This window comes from Bradyrhizobium sp. USDA 3240, from assembly GCF_054063295.1.
In genome coordinates this window covers 5,419,317-5,437,033 of the sequence record NZ_JBSSGD010000002.1, presented here as the reverse complement: position 1 = coordinate 5,437,033, position 17,717 = coordinate 5,419,317, and the positions used below count along the sequence as shown (strand labels likewise).

The window sequence follows — 17,717 nt, the reverse complement described above, 5'->3', positions numbered from 1 at the left end:
ATCTACAGGACCGAGGTCTTGAAGATCGCGGCGTGACCGAAATAGTAGACGAACAGCGTCAGCGACAGCGCGGCGCAGAGCGCGACCGGGGCGAGCCACGGCGCGCGACGATCGCGCGCCAACACCTTGTTGTCGGCGACAATCGCAAACAGCACGGCGATGATCGCCGAGTGTCCGATGGTGTCGATCTTGCCGAATTCGAAGCACGCGCTGATGAACATCCCTGTCAGCACGGCGGCGGCACAGCGCCGGATCAACGGCGTCCAGATCAAGGCGAAGGCGAGCGTGAACTCCACCATGCCCGCGGCGCGCATGTAGAATTCATTGTCGAAGCCGAGGGTCATTCCGGCATGCTCGATCAGGAGCGGGAAGCTCCATTCCGGATAGGCCCATTTTTCGATCGAGGCCCACATCAGCGTCACCGCCGCGGCGTACCGCATCACGTCGATCGGCCGGATTCCGAACAGGTCCTTGTTCAGCCCGATCAGCGCAAAATAGGCGGCAACGCCTAGAAAAATCGGGTAGTCGGCAAGATGGAAGACGCCGTAGTCGCGAATGCCGATGCCGAACAGGATCGCCATCCCCGCGGCCGACAGCGGCAGCGTGCGCCGCGACAGCATGCCGGCGGCGATGGCGAGTTGCAACGCGCCCACGAGCGGTGACGACGTCTTCAACTCCGGCGTCAGCAGGATGCCGCCGACGGCCCAGATCGAGATGAAGAAGAACGCGCAGACCGCGCGCATCATCAGTTCGGTGTGCAGCCGCAGTCCCTCGGTAATGCGGTCCAGCACGCGAATGGTCGCATCGCCGAGCGACGTCGGCTCGATCAGGCAGCCGGCAAACAGCCAGAAGACGGCGACGCCGAGCAGCAGTTCAAAATCGAGGCAAAGGACATTCTCGAGTCCGCGCGGCTGACCGGCGACATCGTAAGCACAAAACCATTTGACATGTGCCTCGGCACTGCGCGCGGCCGTGACGCAAAACAAAACCGCTGCAAGGCACGTGGCGAAAAAGGAGCGCACAGCCGACGCGGCATCTCGCTCCCGCCCATTAAACATTGAACCAACCGCCTACACACACACTTACGCTTAAGGACTTGTTTAACTTATATCAAATTTTAAGCTTTGCGCCTGCCCCTGACATCCGCTGGTTGCATTGTGGTTAATTGCGGCAGGCAGGCCCCAGCCCGTCCCTCAGAACATGTTTTGCGGCCGGTTCCATCGAATTTTAGCTAATTCCGGCACGGGGGCTCAATTCAACTGTCGTAGTGAAATCCGGACAAATCGGATCGGGAGGCCGGTTAAAATGTTCGGAGCGTTGAGTGTCGTGAGTATCGGGGTGGGGTCAGCCCTCGCCTATGTGACAAAATCGTTCCCGTCGCGCACGGCGGCCCTCGAGACCTGCGCCGGCGGGTTCCTGATCGTCGGGCTCGGCCTGCTTGGGGCCGCACTGCCGCACCTCGCCTGACGAACCCCCGTTCTGAACCCTCTGCTGCGCTCAGCGCGGCAGTTTGGGGATCCCCGCCACCGGCGGGGCCGTGGCGGTCAGGGTCTGCAGGAAGGCGATCAGGTCCTTCTTCTCGCCTGCCGTCAGAGACAACGGCTTGATGTCGGGCGACCGGCTCGGCCGCTCGAGCCCGCCCTTGTTGTAGAGTTCGATGACATCTTCCAGCGTTGCGACCGATCCGTCGTGCATGTAGGGCGCACGGCGCGCGACATCACGCAATGTCGGGGTCTTGAACGCATATTTCAGCTTCGCCGAGGTCGGAAAGTAACGTCCGCGCCCGATGTCGTGGCCCTTGGCGGTGCCGATATCCTGGAAGGACCCGTCGGAGAAGGATGGGCCGCTATGGCAGGACGAACAGCGTCCCTTGCCGTTGAAAAGCGCAAAGCCGCGCTGGGCTGATGCGCCGATTGCGCTATCGTCGCCCTTGATCCATTGGTCGAACGGGGCCTCGCCTGCAACGATGGAGCGCTCGAACGTCGCCAGCGACTGCTCGATCCTCGGTCGCGTGATCGCGCCGTCGCCGAACGCGTGGGTGAATGCATCGACATAGCCTGATATCGCCGCGAGGCGTGCGATCAGTTCCGGCTCGGTCATGTTCAGGTTCATCGGGCTCAGAATGGGCCCGAACGCAACGGATTCGAGATCCCTAAACTTGCCGTCCCATCCCAGCGGCTCGAAGAACGCCACGTCGATCAGCGTCGGCGAGCGGATCGGCAAGCCTTTCGGATCCTCACCGATGGCGCGCGGAAGGCCGTCGGCCCATGACAGGCTCGGCTTGTGGCAGCTGGCGCAGGAGTGGGTCTTGGACCGCGACAGCAGCGGATCGAAGAACAGCATTTGCCCCAGCGCAGATTTCGCCTCCGAATAGGGATTGTCGCTCGGGAAGGGAACGACGTCCGGCCGGCGATAGCTGGCACGGATTGTCGCAGGGTCGCGCGGTGCCGTCGCCGGGGTCAAGGCAAGCGACAGCCCGACAGGCAAAACTGCCGCAAGCAAGGTCAGGCTGACCCAAAGTCTCATCGGGGTCCTCAGACGGTATCCTGCTCGGTATATGCCCAAGCATGTTCAACGAAGTTTTAACGCTCGGTTGCGGGCTATTACGGATGCCGGATTTGGTCACAGATGACGTGAGCGTCGTCCGGCGCGCCTGATTTCGATCAATCCGAGCAATAACATAACCACTCAACCTGAGGCGGCTGCGGCGCGCGCTCTACTTCTTCGCCGGACGGACCGGCGCGGAGAGCTGCTCGGTGCGGTCGCGCTCACTCATGTCGACCACGGTGTCCATCGGGGCGGTGAGCTCGTAGACATAGGAGACGTCGGTGAAGTAGCGCTTCGCGGTGCCGCCGAGCGCCTCCGGCGCGACGCGGTCGAGCAGGATCAGGCCGAAATCACTGTCGGCCCGCCGCGTCGCCTGGCTGGTGTTGAACTCCTCCCAGCGGAAATGGAACACCGCGTCCGCATCCTCGCCGGCGACCTCCCAGTTCGCGACGATGTGCGGATGCTTGCCGACCAGCGACAGCCCTTCATCGGAGTGCGAGGCGAGCTCGAAGAACAGCAGTGACAGCGACTGCGCGGCGCGGGCGCTGACGGTGATGTCGGGACCGTTCACCGCGATCCGGTCGGCATGCGGAATCGCGCGCGATTCGAACAGGCCCTTCAGCTTGACGCCCTGCCACTGGCTCTCGCTGAGCAGCGTGACGACATTCGACATCGCGTGGATGCGCCCGATCAACAGTTCGCGCGCGACATCCATGTCGGCGCCGTGGCGCAGCGTGCGGGTCACGATCGACTGGATCACCGCGAGGATGTTCTTGACCCGATGGTTGAGCTCGTCGATCACCGCAGTGAGCCGGCGCTCGAAGCCGATCCGGACCTCGATCTCGCGGCTCAGGCGTAAATTGTTGTAGGCGACATAACCGAACAGGCCGCAGACGATGCCGGTCAGCGCGAGGCCGATCGCCGCGACGATGGTCGCGGTCTGCTGCGCACGCACCGTGGCGTTGCTCTTGGCGTAATAGTCGAGCGACCAGTCCCGGCCGCCGAACGTCACCGTGCGGACCATCGACGGCAGCGGACCGTCCTGGCGCACCGCGCGCGAGGTGACGATGCCCTGCTCGTTGGCGGTGAACTCGTCATTGGAATCGCGCGGATCCTTCAACGCCACCGCGAACAGCGAGGAATCGTCGTTGGTCAGCATCAGCGACGACAGCTCGTACGAAAAGGTGATGAAGCCGGCCGGCTCGGATCCACCCTCCTGGAACACCGGCGCGGCAAGCACGACGCCGACCGGGCCGTTCTGCCGCAGCAGCGGCACCGGGTCCGAGGCCACCGGCTTGGCACTCTCCATCGCCTTGGCCAGCATCGGGCCGACCACCGAGTGACGGTCGAAGGCGCGGCCCGGGATGCTCAGGGTCTCCGGATTGCGCGGCTCGACGTCCATCAGCACGTTGATCGGCTTGTCGAGCGCCTTGATGTCGAGCGCCTGGTCGTCGAAATCGCGGATCGAGGGATTGGTGAAGCCGGCGGCCTTCAGCTCCGCCTCGGCTGCCGTCAGCTCGTTCGGCTTGAGCCGCGCGATCCATGCGGCAACGACGAAATCGGTCTTGAAGGCGTAGATCGCCGAGCGCAGCGGCTGCAGCATATTGGCCTTCACCATCGACGGCGTCCGGAACAGCCCCGAGGCCACCCGCGCCAGCAGTTCGCGCTCGGTCAGGCGGTCCTGCACCAGGCTGGCATGGACGTCGATCGCCCGCGCCAGCGCGATACCGTCGATTGCAAGCTCCTGATCGTGCACCCGATAGGCGGCAAGACCGGAGAGCAGAACTCCGATCAGCGCAATCAATGCAACGATGAAGCCCAGTCGAACCACACGCTTACTCGGCAATCAGGGGGTGGCGAAAGGGGACGGTAGGCATCTGGCTTCTGCGGGGGCGGCGACAAATCAGGGTGCGATGAACGCCGGCCGCAAAGGAATATGGAATAGCGATCATCGGTACGCAACAGGAGCCGGTCGGCAACATTAACGACGACGCCACCCGGCGGTCTTTGGCGGCGCCAAAGGTTGCTAATCGTCAAAGTTGGCAATTGTTCCGGCGATTGCGCAGCTTTTTTGCGGCGGAGTACGCACCCCTCTCGTCGTCCGTCACCCTGAGGAGCGCGAAGCCCGTCTCGAAGGGTGAACGGCCCCGCCGGTGGCCGTGCATCCTTCGAGGCTCGCTCCGCTCGCACCTCAAGATGACGGGATGGACGACTGGCGGTTCGCCACAATGATTAACGACTAGCCCGCCTTCGTACCCGTCTTGCCCGGGCCCTGCGACCGAAGGCCACCCTTGGTCTCGATGAAGCTAATGATGCGGTCGAGGCCGTCGCTCTTCTTCAGGTTGGTCATCACGAAGGGCCGCTCGCCGCGCATCCGCCTGGCGTCGGTGTCCATCTTCTCAAGCGACGCACCGACATGGGGCGCGAGGTCGATCTTGTTGATCACCAGAAGGTCGGATCGCGTGATGCCGGGGCCACCCTTGGACGGGATCTTGTCGCCGGCGGCGACGTCGATGACGTAGATCGTGAGATCGGCCAATTCCGGCGAGAAGGTCGCCGCCAGATTGTCGCCGCCGGACTCGATCAGGACCAGATCGAGATCGGGGAATTTCGCCCGCATGTCGGCGACCGCGGCGAGGTTCATCGAGGCGTCCTCGCGGATCGCGGTGTGCGGACAGCCGCCGGTCTCGACGCCGGCGATGCGGTCCGCCGTCAGCGAGCCGGAGCGCACCAGAAACTCGGCGTCCCATTTGGTGTAGATGTCGTTGGTGATCGCCGCGATGTCGTAACGCTCGCGCATCGACTTGCAGAGCAGATCCATCAGCGCAGTCTTGCCGGAGCCGACCGGACCGCCGACGCCGACCCGCAACGGGCCATGAGAAGTGGGCATATCAATCCATCCATCGTCGTCCCGGCGAAGGCCGGGACCCATTACCACAAGCAGCGATTGTTGACGCAAGTAGCGGCCCCAGCACCGTGTAACGACAAGCATCGGTGGTTATGGGTCCCGGCCTTCGCCGGGACGACGTGTGGGGAAAGCTGCACATCATGACCGGAACAGCCTCGTATACTGCGTCTCATGGCGCAGGCTTGCGAGGTCGGCCCGAAAAGTCGCGCTGCCGAGATCGTCGAGCGAAGCCGCGTTGGCCCGCGCCGCGGTTGCGGCAACGACCGGCTCGAGATCGGCCAGCACGCGCTGGCTGTCGGTCTGCCCGAGCGGGATCAGCCGGCTGCCTGCGGAAATCCAGTTCGAGAGCACGGCATGCAGGAAAGCATGCAGCGACGGCGAAAGCCGGATGCCGTGCGCGGCGCTGACGACGCCGACCGCGACCGGGTAGACGATCGGCCCGTCGCAGGCCGCAATCATCGCGTCGAGGCCGGACGAATTCCAGGCTGCGCGGGCGATCTCGATGAAGGCGCGCCCCTGCGTCGTGGTCTCGAGCTGCCGCTCGCGCGACGGCACGAAGGCAGCCGCGAGCTCGGCGATCTCCTTCAGCCCGGCATGGCCGGGCTCCGACGCCGCGCGATGGCTTTGTGCAAGGAACACGGCGTCGCAAAAGCCGCTGCCGTCGGTGAGCATCGCCGCGAGCCAACCGCCGAGCGAGGCGGCATCGGTGATGTCGCCGGCCTCGACCGCCCATTCGATGCCGCTGGAATAGGCGAACGCGCCCACCGGGAAAGACGGCGACAGCCACGTCATCAGCCGGTACAGCGCAGCCGCCTCGTCCTCCGCCATCCCGCCGCGCACCGCAGCGGGATCAGGCTCATTTGCGGTCATGAGCATGGGAGTGGTCGTGGTGATGATGAGCATGGTCGCAATGCTCATCATGATGATGATGGTCGTGGTCATGCGCGTGACCGTGGTGATGTCCATCACCGTGGTGGTGACCATGATCGTGCGCGTCGCCATGGGAATGATCGTGCCCGGTGTGACCATGCGCGGGTGCGTCGGCATGCGCATGCTCGGCATAGGCGCCGCCCTCGGGATCGAACGGCGCTTCGATCTCGATGACACGGGCCCCTAACCCTTTAACCATCGCCTCGATCACGTGATCGCGCCGAATGCGCAGGCCCTTCGGCATGATCTGCGTCGGCAGATGGCGGTTGCCGAGATGCCAGGCGACCCGGATCAGATGATGCGGATCGCTGCCGCGGATTTCCGCGAGCGGCTCCGGAGCAGCGACCACCTCGACGAGGCGGCCGTCCTCCAGCACCAGTGCATCGCCGCCACGCAGCGCGACGGCGTTTTCGAGATCGAGCAGGAATTCGAGCCCGCGCGTCCCTGTCATCGCCATCCGCCGCCGGTGCCGGTCGTCGAAATCGAGCACGACGGTGTCGGCCCCCGCTTCCGTCCAGCGATGCTGTCCCAGGACTTTGGTTGCGCGGATCATCGATTGCCTCAGATCTTCTGAACCTTGGCGTCGCTGATGATCTCGATCACCGTCGGGCCCGTCTTCATCTCGGCGGAATATTCGCGCCACACCTTCATGTGCGGCGCCTTGCTGTGCGCGGTCAGGTCGTCGCGGGTTTCCCAGCGCTCGACCACCACATACAGATTGGGATCGTTGACGCTGACATGGCCCTCGTAGGAGAGGCAGCCCTTCTCCTTGTGGGTCTCGGCGATGCACGCCTTGTGTCCCCTGATGAAGTCGTCCTTGTTCTCCGGCTTCATCGGCGTGGTGGCGATGACGTAGATCATGTCTTTCTCCCGTTCTTGTTCTTGCTTCAAGCGCGAGGGTCGCGCTCGAAGCCTCCTTTTTGTTTGAGCATGATCTTTCCGGAAAACCGCTTCACACTTTTCCGGATCATGCTTTAGCGAACGTCGACCTTCTCGGGCGTGATCACCTCGATCTTCGGCGGCGCGGCCATGCACTTCACGGCGACCCGGCCGAACGTCTTCATGTGCTCGGCGGTGCGATGCGGCACCAGCGCCTCGGCGTTTTCCCACTGCTCGACGAACACCATCTTGCTGTGGTCGGTGACGCTCTCGTGCAAATCGTAGGCGATGTTGCCGGGCTCCTTGCGGGTTTCCTTGATGCAGGCCGTCGCCGCGGCGATGAACTCGGCGCGGGTCTCGGGCTTGATGGTCAGCGTAGCAACGACGTAAATCACGGAAATTCCTCCCGGTTTTCTCTTTTGGCTTGAGTCTTGTTTTGACGCGTTTTCTTTCCGCGAACCGGAAATCCACTTCGCTCGAAAACGCTCTAGTTACCGGGAGCGGTTTTAGAACATAAAATAGCGCTGTGCCATGGGCAGCACCTCGGCCGGCGCGCAGGTCAGGAGCTCGCCGTCTGCGCGTACCTCATAGGTCTCCGGATCGACCTCGATCTTGGGCGTCGCATCGTTGTGGATCATGCTCTTCTTGGAGATCTTTCCGCGGGTGTTCTGCACCGCGTAGAGCTTCTTGCTGATCCCGAGCTTGCGGGCGAGGCCGCCGGTAACCGCAGCCTTCGAGGTGAACACCACCGAGGACGCAGTGAGCGCTTTGCCGAAAGCAGCGAACATCGGCCGGTAATGCACCGGCTGCGGCGTCGGGATCGAGGCGTTGGGATCGCCCATCGGCGCCGCCACGATCGAGCCGCCCTTGATGATGCAGTCCGGCTTGACGCCGAAGAACGCCGGGGACCACAGCACGAGGTCGGCCATCTTGCCCTTCTCGACCGAGCCGATCAGCTTCGACACGCCATGCGCGATCGCGGGGTTGATGGTGTATTTGGCGATGTAGCGCCTGACGCGGAAATTGTCGTTGTCGTTGCCCTTGTCCTGCGGCAGCGCGCCGCGCTGCTTCTTCATCTTGTCGGCGGTCTGCCAGGTGCGGATGATCACCTCGCCAAGCCGGCCCATCGCCTGCGAGTCCGACGACATCATCGAGAGCGCGCCGAGATCGTGCAGGATGTCCTCGGCCGCGATGGTCTCCTTGCGGATCCGGCTTTCGGCAAACGCTAGGTCTTCGGCGATCGACGGATCGAGGTGATGGCACACCATCAGCATGTCCAAATGCTCGTCGATGGTGTTGCGCGTGAATGGCCGGGTCGGATTGGTCGAGGACGGCAGCACGTTCTTCAGGCCGGCGATCTTGATAATGTCGGGTGCGTGGCCGCCACCGGCGCCCTCGGTGTGGAAGGCATGGATGGTGCGGCCCTTGAACGCCTTGATCGTGTCCTCGACGAAGCCGGATTCGTTCAGCGTGTCCGAGTGCAGCATCACCTGGACGTCGTAATCGTCGGCCACGGAGAGACAGGTGTCGATCGCTGACGGCGTGGTGCCCCAGTCCTCGTGCAGCTTCAGCGCGCAGGCGCCGCCCTTGATCATTTCGACCAGCGCCGCCGGGCGCGAGGCGTTGCCCTTGCCGGAAATACCGAGGTTCACCGGAAAGGCGTCGAACGACTGGATCATCCGCCCCATGTGCCACGGGCCGGGCGTGCAGGTGGTGGCGAAGGTGCCGTGCGACGGACCGGTGCCGCCCCCGAGCATCGAGGTGACGCCAGACATCAACGCGTGCTCGATCTGCTGCGGGCAGATGAAGTGGATGTGGCTGTCGAATCCGCCCGCAGTGAGGATCTTGCCCTCGCCCGCGATCACGTCGGTGCCCGGCCCGATGATGATGGTGACGTTGGGCTGGATGTCGGGATTGCCGGCCTTGCCGATCGCGGCGATCATGCCTTCCTTGATCGCGACGTCGGCCTTCACGATACCCCAGTGATCGACGATCAGCGCGTTGGTGATGACGGTATCGGCCGCGCCCTGCGCGTTCGTCACCTGCGACTGCCCCATGCCGTCGCGGATCACCTTGCCGCCGCCGAACTTCACCTCCTCGCCATAGGTCGTGAGGTCCTTCTCGACCTCAATGATCAGATCGGTGTCGGCCAGCCGCACCTTGTCGCCGGTGGTCGGCCCGAACATGTCGGCATAGACGGAACGTTTGATCTTCACGGACATGTCAGCCCCCAGTTTCAGCCAGCGCGGCCCTGGCGCGCGCAATGGTGTCGTCGAAAATGCGGTCGAGCCGCGGATTGATCCCCCGGCAACCGGCAACGACCTTGTCGGCCCAGGCCGCATAGTCGGCGAGATCGTCGCGTTCGTCGTTGTTTGGATGCGGCACGATCCGCGCGCCGATATTGCTGACCTTGTCGGCGGTCTTGATCAGCTTTGCGCCGGGCGACTTGTGCGGAGCGTCCTCGATCTGCTTTTGCCGGCGCACGGCCTTTGGCAGGCTCATGTCGTCGGTGCATTCGACCACCAGCGCGGCAACGCGTTCGCTGAATTTCTCCGCGAGCTCCTCGCGCGTGGTTTCGGTGTCCTCGATGGTGTCGTGCAGCCAGCCGGCCGCGACGAGCTCGGCATCGGCGCCATCGTTCACCTGCGCCAGCAGGTTCGCAACCTCGGCCAGATGATTGATGTACGGCTCATTCCCCCGCCCCTTGCGCGCCATGCCGTTGTGACGGCGCGCAGCAAGCTCGGCGGCTTCGGAGACCATGCGGAGCGCGGGCAGCATCGGGCCTACAACTTCCCCTTCACCTCGGCTCGGAAGCCGTAGATCACGCGCTTGCCGGCCAGTGCGACGAGGTGGACATCCCGGGTCTGGCCGGGCTCGAAGCGGACGGCGGTGCCGGCGGCGATGTCGAGGCGCATGCCGCGGGCCTTCTTGCGGTCAAATTTCAGCGCCGGGTTGGTCTCGAAGAAGTGGTAGTGCGAGCCGACCTGGATCGGACGGTCGCCGGTGTTGGCGACCGACAGCGTCACGGTCTTGCGGCCGGCATTGAGCTCGATCTCGCCGTCCTTGATGAAGAGTTCGCCGGGGATCATTCGTCTCTCCTGTCATTCCGAGGCACGCGAAGCGTGAACCCGGAATCTCCCAAATCAACCTCTGGATTCCGGGTTCGGCCTTCGGCCGCCCCGGAATGACGTTCGTGGCTATCGGATGGGTTCGTGCACGGTGACGAGCTTGGTGCCGTCGGGAAAAGTCGCCTCGACCTGGATGTCGTGGATCATCTCCGGGATGCCATCCATCACCTGCGCGCGGGTCAGGACCTTGGCGCCGGCCTGCATCAACTCGGCGACGGTGCGGCCGTCGCGCGCGCCCTCGACGATGAAGTCGGTGATCAGCGCGATCGCCTCGGGATGGTTCAGCTTGACGCCGCGCTCGAGCCGTCGGCGCGCCACCATGGCCGCCATCGAAACCAGGAGCTTGTCCTTTTCGCGGGGAGACAAATTCATGCGAGCACTCTGATGATCTTGAAAGGACTAGTTGAGCCACAGGCCTTTAGTTAAGCCAGAGTCTTGGCAGCGGCACGGCGGAGGCGCGGCCGAGCACCGCCATCATGTCGGCGCGCAACCGGGCGGCATCTTGGGCACAGAAGCGCGCCATTGCAAAGCCATTCCAGGCCGAGATGCCGACCTCGGCGCCGAAGCTGTCCGACGCCGCGCGGATGCGCTCGATCAGCGCCTCGTCACCCGGCACGATCAGCGCGGTGCCGATCGCGCAGCCGCCCGCCGCAATCGCGGGCCTTGCCAGCTTCTCACCGATCTCGCCGTCGAGGCGGATGGTCTCGGCAAACACCAGCCGGCCGCCGCGCCGCATCCGCCAGCGGTCGACGAACTCGCCATGGCGCATGGTCTCGCCCATGGCGGCGCGGCCGAACACCACGATCTCGCAGAGCAAAAGCGACGCGCCCTCGGCAAGCTCAATGTCGAAGCGGCGATGAATGCGGGCGCGGTCGAACAGGATCGTCTCCTGCGGCAGCCAGGAGAGATGCGCGCCATCCGCGACCTTCAGCGCGATGTCGAGCCGCGCGGCTGCCGCTGGAGCGCGATAGACTTTTTCGGCGGCCGCAGTGGTCAGGGTCAACCGAGCGCCCTCGCCGGCTGCGATCGCAACCTCGAAGCGGTCGCCGCCGGCAATGCCGCCGGCGGTGTTGACGAACATGGCCGACAGGCCGTCGTCTTCCGGCGACGGGAAACGGACGCGCAGCGAGCCTGACTCATGCAGGTCGCCGCGGCGGGTGGCGCCATCCTTGCGATGCACGCCGAACCTGACCGCGCCCTGGGCGCGGTTTGCCGCAAACGTCGCCGCTGCCGCGCCTGCGATCCCGGTCCGCATTCCCCCGACGCTCCCTTGACCCACGCCGCGAAAGGCGGCGTCACACCATCTTCACAGCGCCATCTGGCGGCTGATCTCGGCGGGATCGAGGCTTGCGCGATCGCAGGCATATTTCACCGCGCCCCGGTCCATCACGGCAAAACTGTCGCCGAGTTCGCAGGCAAAGTCGAGATATTGTTCGACCAGCACGATTGCGATGTTGCCGAGGTTGCGTAGATAGGAAATCGCGCGGCCGATGTCCTTGATGATCGAGGGCTGGATGCCCTCGGTCGGCTCGTCGAGCAACAACAGCTTGGGGCGCATCACCAGTGCGCGGCCGATCGCGAGCTGCTGCTGCTGGCCGCCGGAAAGGTCGCCGCCGCGGCGGCCCAGCATGGTCTGCAGCACCGGGAAGAGCGAGAACACGTCGTCGGGGATGTTGCGGTCCTCGCGCTTCAAGGGACCGAAGCCGGTCTTGAGGTTTTCCTCGACCGTGAGCAGCGGGAAGATCTCGCGGCCCTGCGGCACGAACCCGATGCCGCGCCGCGCGCGCTCATAGGGCTTTAACGCGGTGATGTCCTTGCCGTCGAAATTGATCGCACCGGAGGCAATCGGATACTGGCCGACCATCGCGCGCAGCAGCGAGGTCTTGCCGACGCCGTTGCGGCCGAGCACGCAGGTGACCTTGCCGGGCTCGGCGGTCAGCGACACCCCGCGCAGCGCCTGCGCCGCGCCGTAATAGAGATTGATGTTGTCGATCTTCAGCATCGCCTAGCGCCCCAGATACACTTCGACCACCCGCTCGTTCGACGACACCTGGTCGATCGAACCTTCGGCGAGCACCGTGCCCTCGTGCAGGCAGGTCACCTTGACGCCGAGCTCGCGCACGAAGGTCATGTCGTGCTCGACCACCATGATGGTGTGGTTCTTGTTGATCTCTTTCAGCAGCTCCGCGGTCAGATGGGTCTCGACATCGGTCATCCCTGCGACCGGCTCGTCGACTAGCAGCACCTTGGGGTCCTGCGCCAGCAGCATGCCGATCTCGAGCCACTGCTTCTGGCCATGCGACAGGCTGCCGGCGAGGCGGTTGCGCGCATCGGTCAGGCGGATGGTCTCGAGCACCTTGTCGATGCGCTCGGACTCCGCCTTGCTGCCGCGCCAGAACAGCGTGCCGCGCACGGAATGATCGACATTGAGCGCGAGCAGCAGATTGTCCTGCACGGTCTGGCTCTCGAACACCGTCGGCTTCTGGAACTTGCGGCCGATGCCGAGCTCGGCGATGCGGGTCTCGTCGAGCCGGGTCAGGTCGACGGTGCCGTCGAACAGCACGGTGCCCTCGTCCGGCTTGGTCTTGCCGGTGATGATGTCCATCATCGTGGTCTTGCCGGCGCCGTTCGGGCCGATGATGGCGCGCATCTCGCCGGGCGCCAGCGTCAGCGACAGATTGTTGATGGCGTGGAAGCCGTCGAACGAGACGTGCACGCCGTCGAGATAGAGCATGGCCGAAGTGGCGCGGGTATCCATGACGTTCATCTGCCTACTCCGCCAGGTTCGGTGCGCCGACGCCGTCTTCGCGCGCGGCACTCTCCGCATCGGGCGAGCTGCGCCTTGCCCTGATCGGCTCCCACCAGCTGTTGAAGGTACCGACGATGCCCCTGGGCAGCAGCAGCGTGACCAGGATGAACAGCGCGCCCAGCATGAACAGCCAGTACGGCGCCAGCGGCCCCGAGGTGAAGAACGTCTTGGCGTAGTTGACGACGACGGCGCCGAGCGCGGCGCCGATCAGCGTGCCGCGGCCGCCGACCGCGACCCAGATCACCGCCTCGATCGAATTGCCGGGCGCGAACTCGCTCGGATTGATGATACCTACCTGCGGCACATAGAGCGCGCCGGCGACGCCGGCCATGCAGGCCGACAGCGTGAACACGAACAGCTTGTACGATTCGACGCGATAGCCGAGGAAGCGGGTGCGGCTTTCGGCATCGCGCACCGCGATCAGGACCTTGCCGAGCTTCGAGGTCACGATCGCGCGGCAGATCACGAAAGCGATGATCAATGCCAGGCAGCTCAGCAGGAACAGCGCGGCACGGGTGCCTTCGGCCTGCACGTTGAAGCCGAGGATGTCCTTGAAGTCGGTCAGGCCGTTGTTGCCGCCGAAGCCGAAGTCGTTACGGAAGAACGCCAGCAGCAGTGCATAGGTCATCGCCTGGGTGATGATCGACAGATAGACGCCGGTGACGCGCGAGCGGAAGGCGAGCCAGCCGAAGCAGAAGGCGAGCAGGCCCGGCACCAGCAGCACCATCAACGCGGCGACCCAGAACTTGTCGAAGCCATACCAGTACCAGGGCAGCTTGTCCCAGTTCAGGAACACCATGAAGTCCGGCAGAATCGAATTGCCGTAGACGCCGCGGCTGCCGATCTGCCGCATCAGATACATGCCCATCGCGTAGCCGCCGAGCGCGAAGAACGCGCCGTGGCCGAGCGAGAGGATGCCGCAATAGCCCCAGATCAGATCGATCGAGAGCGCGAGGATGGCGTAGCAGACATATTTGCCCCACAGCGCCACCAGATAGGTCGGCACCTGGAACATCGAGCCCTGCGGCAGCAGCAGGTTCGACAGCGGGATCAGCACGCCGACCGCGGCGACAAGCAGGACGAACGCGGTCGCGGCGCGGTCGAGCGAGCGGGTCAGGATGTGCGGCGTCATGCTTCCACCGCCCGGCCCTTGAGCGCGAACAGGCCGCGCGGCCGCTTCTGGATGAACAGGATGATCAGCACCAGGATAGCGATCTTGCCGAGCACCGCACCTGCCACCGGCTCCAGGAATTTGTTGGCGATGCCGAGCGTGAAGGCGCCGACCAGCGTGCCCCAGAGATTGCCGACGCCGCCGAACACCACGACCATGAAGCTATCGATGATGTAGCTCTGGCCGAGATTCGGGCTGACATTGTCGATCTGCGACAGCGCCACGCCGGCAATGCCGGCGATCCCCGAGCCGAGGCCGAAGGTCAGCGCGTCGACGCGCGAGGTTGCGATCCCCATCGAGGCCGCCATGCGGCGGTTCTGCGTCACGGCGCGCATCTCGAGCCCGAGCGCGGTGTAACGCAGCATCGCGAGCAGGATGGCGAACACCGCGAGCGTGAAGCAGAGGATCCAGAGCCGGTTATAGGTGATGGTGATCTGGCCAAGCTCGAAGGCGCCGCTCATCCAGGACGGGTTGCCGACCTCACGGTTGGTCGGTCCGAACGCGGTGCGCACCGCCTGCTGCAGCACCAGCGACAGGCCCCAGGTCGCGAGCAGCGTCTCCAGCGGACGGCCGTAGAGGAAGCGGATGATCGTGCGCTCGATCACGACGCCGATCAGGCCCGCGACCAGGAAGGCGAGCGGCACCGCGATCAGCAGCGAATAGTCGAACAGTGCGGGATAGCGGGTGCGGATCACCTCCTGCACCACGAAGGTGGTGTAGGCACCAAGCATCACCATCTCGCCATGCGCCATGTTGATGACGCCCATCACACCGAAGGTGATGGCAAGCCCGATCGCGGCGAGCAGCAGCACCGAGCCGAGCGACAGGCCGTACCAGGCATTCTGCACCATCGACCACATCGCGAGACTGCTCTGGATCGAGGCGACCGCGGTAGCCGCCGCCTTGGCGACCAGCGGCGGCTGGTCGCCAAGCCCGGTGAGCAGCGCCAGCGCCTCCTGGTCGCCGCGGGCCTTGACCACGGCGACGGCGTCGAGCTTGTCGCTGTCGGACGCATCCGGCTTGAACAGGATGACGGCAGCGCGCGCCTCGGCGAAAGCCTGCTTGATCGACTTGACGCTCTCCTTGGCGAGCGCGCCCTCGACCGTCGGCAGCAGGTTCTCCTCGTGGCTCTTGAACACCGATTGCGCAGCCGCGAGCCGCTTGGCCGGATCCGGCGACAGCAGCGTCAGGCCGCCGAGCGCGGCATCCACGGTGCGGCGCAGGCGGTTGTTGAGGCGAACGGCCGCGGCGCTGTCGGGCAGCTTGTCGACGGCCGCGCCGGTCGCGGCGTCGACGATCTTGCCGTCGGCCTGCGTGATGAAGACCTTCTTGCTGTCGGGATCGGCCGACAGCCGGCCGTCCTGCAACGCTGCGATGATGGGCGAAGCCAGCGCATTGCTCGATGCCGCAACCTCGCCGATCGCAGCCTCCGTGTCGGAGAACTCGTCATTGGCGAATTTGGCGACCGAATCCTCGAACGGTCCGGCCAGCGCCGGCACAGCAAGGCAGCTCAGCAGCAGGATCGAGAGACAAAGCGCACGAAAGCGATCAATACAAATAGCAAACACGTCAGTACCCCGGCAGGAGTGGAGGAGAAGGCGGCGAGCAATGCCGCCTTCTCCGGTGTTGGAAGGTTGTGTTGTGTCGTTGGTGAGGTCAGGTGCGCCCTATTAAGAGCCCTGGCCGCCGCACTTGTTGGTCTTGGTGTTGTAGTTGCCGCACTTCTTGCCGACCCAATCGCCGATCAGGTCCTTGGAGCCCTCGAGCTCCTTCGACCAGGCGTCGCCGGCCACCAGGCCCGGGGTCTTCCAGACCACGTCGAACTGGCCGTTGCCCTTGATCTCGCCGATGAACACCGGCTTGGTGATGTGGTGGTTCGGCAGCATCTTCGAGGTGCCGCCGGTCAGGTTCGGCGCCTCGGTGCCGGGGAGCGCGTCGATCACCTTGTCCGGATCCGTCGACTTCACTTTCTCGACCGCCTTCACCCACATGTTGAAGCCGATGTAGTGCGCTTCCATCGGATCGTTGGTCACGCGCTTCGGATTCTTGGTGTAGGCCTGCCACTCCTTGATGAACTTCTCGTTCGCCGGGGTCTTGATCGACTCGAAGTAGTTCCAGGCGGCGAGATGGCCGAGCAGCGGCTTGGTGTCGATGCCGGCGAGCTCTTCTTCGCCGACCGAGAACGCGACCACCGGGATGTCGGTCGCCTTGATGCCCTGGTTGCCGAGCTCCTTGTAGAACGGAACGTTGGCGTCGCCGTTGATGGTCGAGACCACCGCGGTCTTCTTGCCGGCCGAGCCGAACTTCTTGATGTCGGCCACGATCGTCTGCCAGTCGGAGTGACCGAACGGCGTGTAGTTGATCATGATGTCGTCCTGGGCGACGCCCTTCGACTTCAGATAGGCTTCCAGGATCTTGTTGGTGGTGCGCGGATAGACGTAGTCGGTGCCGGCCAGCACCCAACGCTTCACCTTCTCGTCCTTCATCAGATAGTCGACGGCGGGGATTGCCTGCTGGTTCGGCGCCGCGCCCGTGTAGAACACGTTGCGCTCGGACTCCTCGCCTTCATACTGCACGGGGTAGAACAGGATGTTGTTGAGCTCCTTGAACACCGGCAGTACAGACTTGCGCGACACCGAGGTCCAGCAGCCGAACACGACCGCAACCTTGTCCTTGGTGATCAGCTCGCGGGCCTTTTCGGCGAACAGCGGCCAGTTCGATGCGGGGTCGACCACGACGGCCTCGAGCTTCTTGCCGAGGACGCCGCCCTTCTTGTTCTGCTCGTCGATCAGGAAAAGGATCGTGTCCTTCAGCGTGGTTTCGCTGATGGCCATGGTGCCCGACAGCGAGTGAAGGATGCCAATCTTGATGGTGTCGTCGGCCGCTTGGGCGGGCGCGAACGGCGAGGACGCAGCCAGACCCAAAACCAGGCCGGCGGTCGCCGCGAGCGCGCGGCGGCGGGTCATCGTCGTTATTTTGTGAGTAAGCTGAGTAAGCATGAAATGTCGTCTCCCTGACGCAGGCGTGGAACGCTTGCGAACGGCCGCTTGGCCGCCTGCGGTTAAGGGAATCGCAAGAACTGTGCCACCGTGCGCGGGCACCGTAAGCCGATGAACCAACTGGATAATTTCGCGAGTTCCGGGCAAATACGGAGAGCGAATGCCCAATCATTGAGCCGTCAACTTGACTGCCGAAAGAGCAATCAGGTTATTTTGTAGGCAAAATCGCCGTCTTGGCTAAATTTCCGGCACCGATTTGTGACAGTTTGCGCGATGGTTCGGCGCATTCGGCGGACCAATCCCGACGATATCATCTTGAAACCGCCCAGTTCCTGGTCCATATGCT

General features: G+C 64.2%; 19 protein-coding genes. 1 reads left to right on the top strand and 18 read right to left on the bottom strand.

Annotation, left to right across the window (positions count from 1 at the left end):
- Window positions 1–2 precede the first annotated feature (2 nt).
- Window positions 3–986, bottom strand: a complete 984-nt coding sequence (locus ACVIGA_RS26295; RefSeq protein WP_456668547.1) for a hypothetical protein — start codon at window positions 984–986, stop codon at window positions 3–5.
- Between the two features lie 352 nt (window positions 987–1,338).
- On the opposite strand from ACVIGA_RS26295, the gene ACVIGA_RS26290 reads away from it, so the two are divergent.
- Entirely contained in the window at window positions 1,339–1,467 is a 129-nt protein-coding gene (locus ACVIGA_RS26290; protein WP_263009967.1) for a hypothetical protein, read from the top strand.
- 30 nt (window positions 1,468–1,497) lie between these two features.
- On the opposite strand, the gene ACVIGA_RS26285 is transcribed toward ACVIGA_RS26290, so the two are convergent.
- The 17 genes from ACVIGA_RS26285 to urtA form a co-directional block, all read right to left on the bottom strand.
- Window positions 1,498–2,526 carry a cytochrome-c peroxidase gene (locus ACVIGA_RS26285; RefSeq protein WP_456668546.1) on the bottom strand — a complete coding sequence of 343 codons (1,029 nt, stop codon included), beginning with the start codon at window positions 2,524–2,526 and terminating at the stop codon, window positions 1,498–1,500.
- Window positions 2,527–2,716: 190 nt separating this feature from the next.
- Window positions 2,717–4,378, bottom strand: a complete 1,662-nt coding sequence (locus tag ACVIGA_RS26280) for a CHASE domain-containing protein (RefSeq protein WP_223966563.1) — start codon at window positions 4,376–4,378, stop codon at window positions 2,717–2,719.
- Window positions 4,379–4,786: 408 nt separating this feature from the next.
- Window positions 4,787–5,437: an urease accessory protein UreG gene (ureG, locus tag ACVIGA_RS26275; protein ID WP_456668545.1), complete on the bottom strand. Its 651-nt coding sequence runs from the start codon at window positions 5,435–5,437 to the stop codon at window positions 4,787–4,789.
- Window positions 5,438–5,593: 156 nt separating this feature from the next.
- Window positions 5,594–6,331 (bottom strand): urease accessory protein UreF, encoded by a 738-nt coding sequence (locus ACVIGA_RS26270; RefSeq protein ID WP_456670893.1) that lies wholly within the window; start codon window positions 6,329–6,331, stop codon window positions 5,594–5,596.
- Window positions 6,312–6,938 (bottom strand): urease accessory protein UreE, encoded by a 627-nt coding sequence (locus ACVIGA_RS26265; protein WP_456668544.1) that lies wholly within the window; start codon window positions 6,936–6,938, stop codon window positions 6,312–6,314. Before ACVIGA_RS26265 ends, ACVIGA_RS26270 begins: the two co-directional genes overlap by 20 nt.
- Window positions 6,939–6,946: 8 nt before the next feature.
- Window positions 6,947–7,246: a putative quinol monooxygenase gene (locus tag ACVIGA_RS26260; protein ID WP_097673792.1), complete on the bottom strand. Its 300-nt coding sequence runs from the start codon at window positions 7,244–7,246 to the stop codon at window positions 6,947–6,949.
- 113 nt (window positions 7,247–7,359) lie between these two features.
- Entirely contained in the window at window positions 7,360–7,659 is a 300-nt protein-coding gene (locus ACVIGA_RS26255) for a putative quinol monooxygenase (RefSeq protein WP_024581875.1), read from the bottom strand.
- Between the two features lie 111 nt (window positions 7,660–7,770).
- On the bottom strand, window positions 7,771–9,486 hold the full coding sequence (gene ureC, locus ACVIGA_RS26250) for an urease subunit alpha (RefSeq protein WP_375777265.1): 1,716 nt from the start codon (window positions 9,484–9,486) through the stop codon (window positions 7,771–7,773).
- Between the two features lies 1 nt (window position 9,487).
- Window positions 9,488–10,042 carry an HD domain-containing protein gene (locus tag ACVIGA_RS26245; protein ID WP_223966555.1) on the bottom strand — a complete coding sequence of 185 codons (555 nt, stop codon included), beginning with the start codon at window positions 10,040–10,042 and terminating at the stop codon, window positions 9,488–9,490.
- 5 nt (window positions 10,043–10,047) lie between these two features.
- Window positions 10,048–10,353 (bottom strand): urease subunit beta, encoded by a 306-nt coding sequence (locus ACVIGA_RS26240; protein ID WP_038387566.1) that lies wholly within the window; start codon window positions 10,351–10,353, stop codon window positions 10,048–10,050.
- Between the two features lie 108 nt (window positions 10,354–10,461).
- Window positions 10,462–10,764 carry an urease subunit gamma gene (locus tag ACVIGA_RS26235; protein ID WP_050387204.1) on the bottom strand — a complete coding sequence of 101 codons (303 nt, stop codon included), beginning with the start codon at window positions 10,762–10,764 and terminating at the stop codon, window positions 10,462–10,464.
- Window positions 10,765–10,810: 46 nt separating this feature from the next.
- Entirely contained in the window at window positions 10,811–11,647 is an 837-nt protein-coding gene (locus ACVIGA_RS26230; RefSeq protein WP_456668543.1) for an urease accessory protein UreD, read from the bottom strand.
- Window positions 11,648–11,698: 51 nt separating this feature from the next.
- Window positions 11,699–12,394, bottom strand: a complete 696-nt coding sequence (gene urtE / locus ACVIGA_RS26225) for an urea ABC transporter ATP-binding subunit UrtE (RefSeq protein ID WP_092119000.1) — start codon at window positions 12,392–12,394, stop codon at window positions 11,699–11,701.
- Between the two features lie 3 nt (window positions 12,395–12,397).
- Window positions 12,398–13,159 (bottom strand): urea ABC transporter ATP-binding protein UrtD, encoded by a 762-nt coding sequence (gene urtD, locus ACVIGA_RS26220; protein ID WP_050405363.1) that lies wholly within the window; start codon window positions 13,157–13,159, stop codon window positions 12,398–12,400.
- Window positions 13,160–13,163: 4 nt separating this feature from the next.
- Window positions 13,164–14,333, bottom strand: coding sequence for an urea ABC transporter permease subunit UrtC (gene urtC, locus ACVIGA_RS26215; RefSeq protein ID WP_223966547.1), 1,170 nt, complete (start codon window positions 14,331–14,333; stop codon window positions 13,164–13,166).
- Window positions 14,330–15,925 (bottom strand): urea ABC transporter permease subunit UrtB, encoded by a 1,596-nt coding sequence (urtB, locus tag ACVIGA_RS26210; RefSeq protein WP_456670892.1) that lies wholly within the window; start codon window positions 15,923–15,925, stop codon window positions 14,330–14,332. The genes urtC and urtB overlap by 4 nt, the downstream gene beginning before the upstream one ends.
- A 117-nt stretch (window positions 15,926–16,042) precedes the next feature.
- Window positions 16,043–17,371 (bottom strand): urea ABC transporter substrate-binding protein, encoded by a 1,329-nt coding sequence (gene urtA, locus ACVIGA_RS26205; RefSeq protein ID WP_223966545.1) that lies wholly within the window; start codon window positions 17,369–17,371, stop codon window positions 16,043–16,045.
- Window positions 17,372–17,717 lie beyond the last annotated feature (346 nt).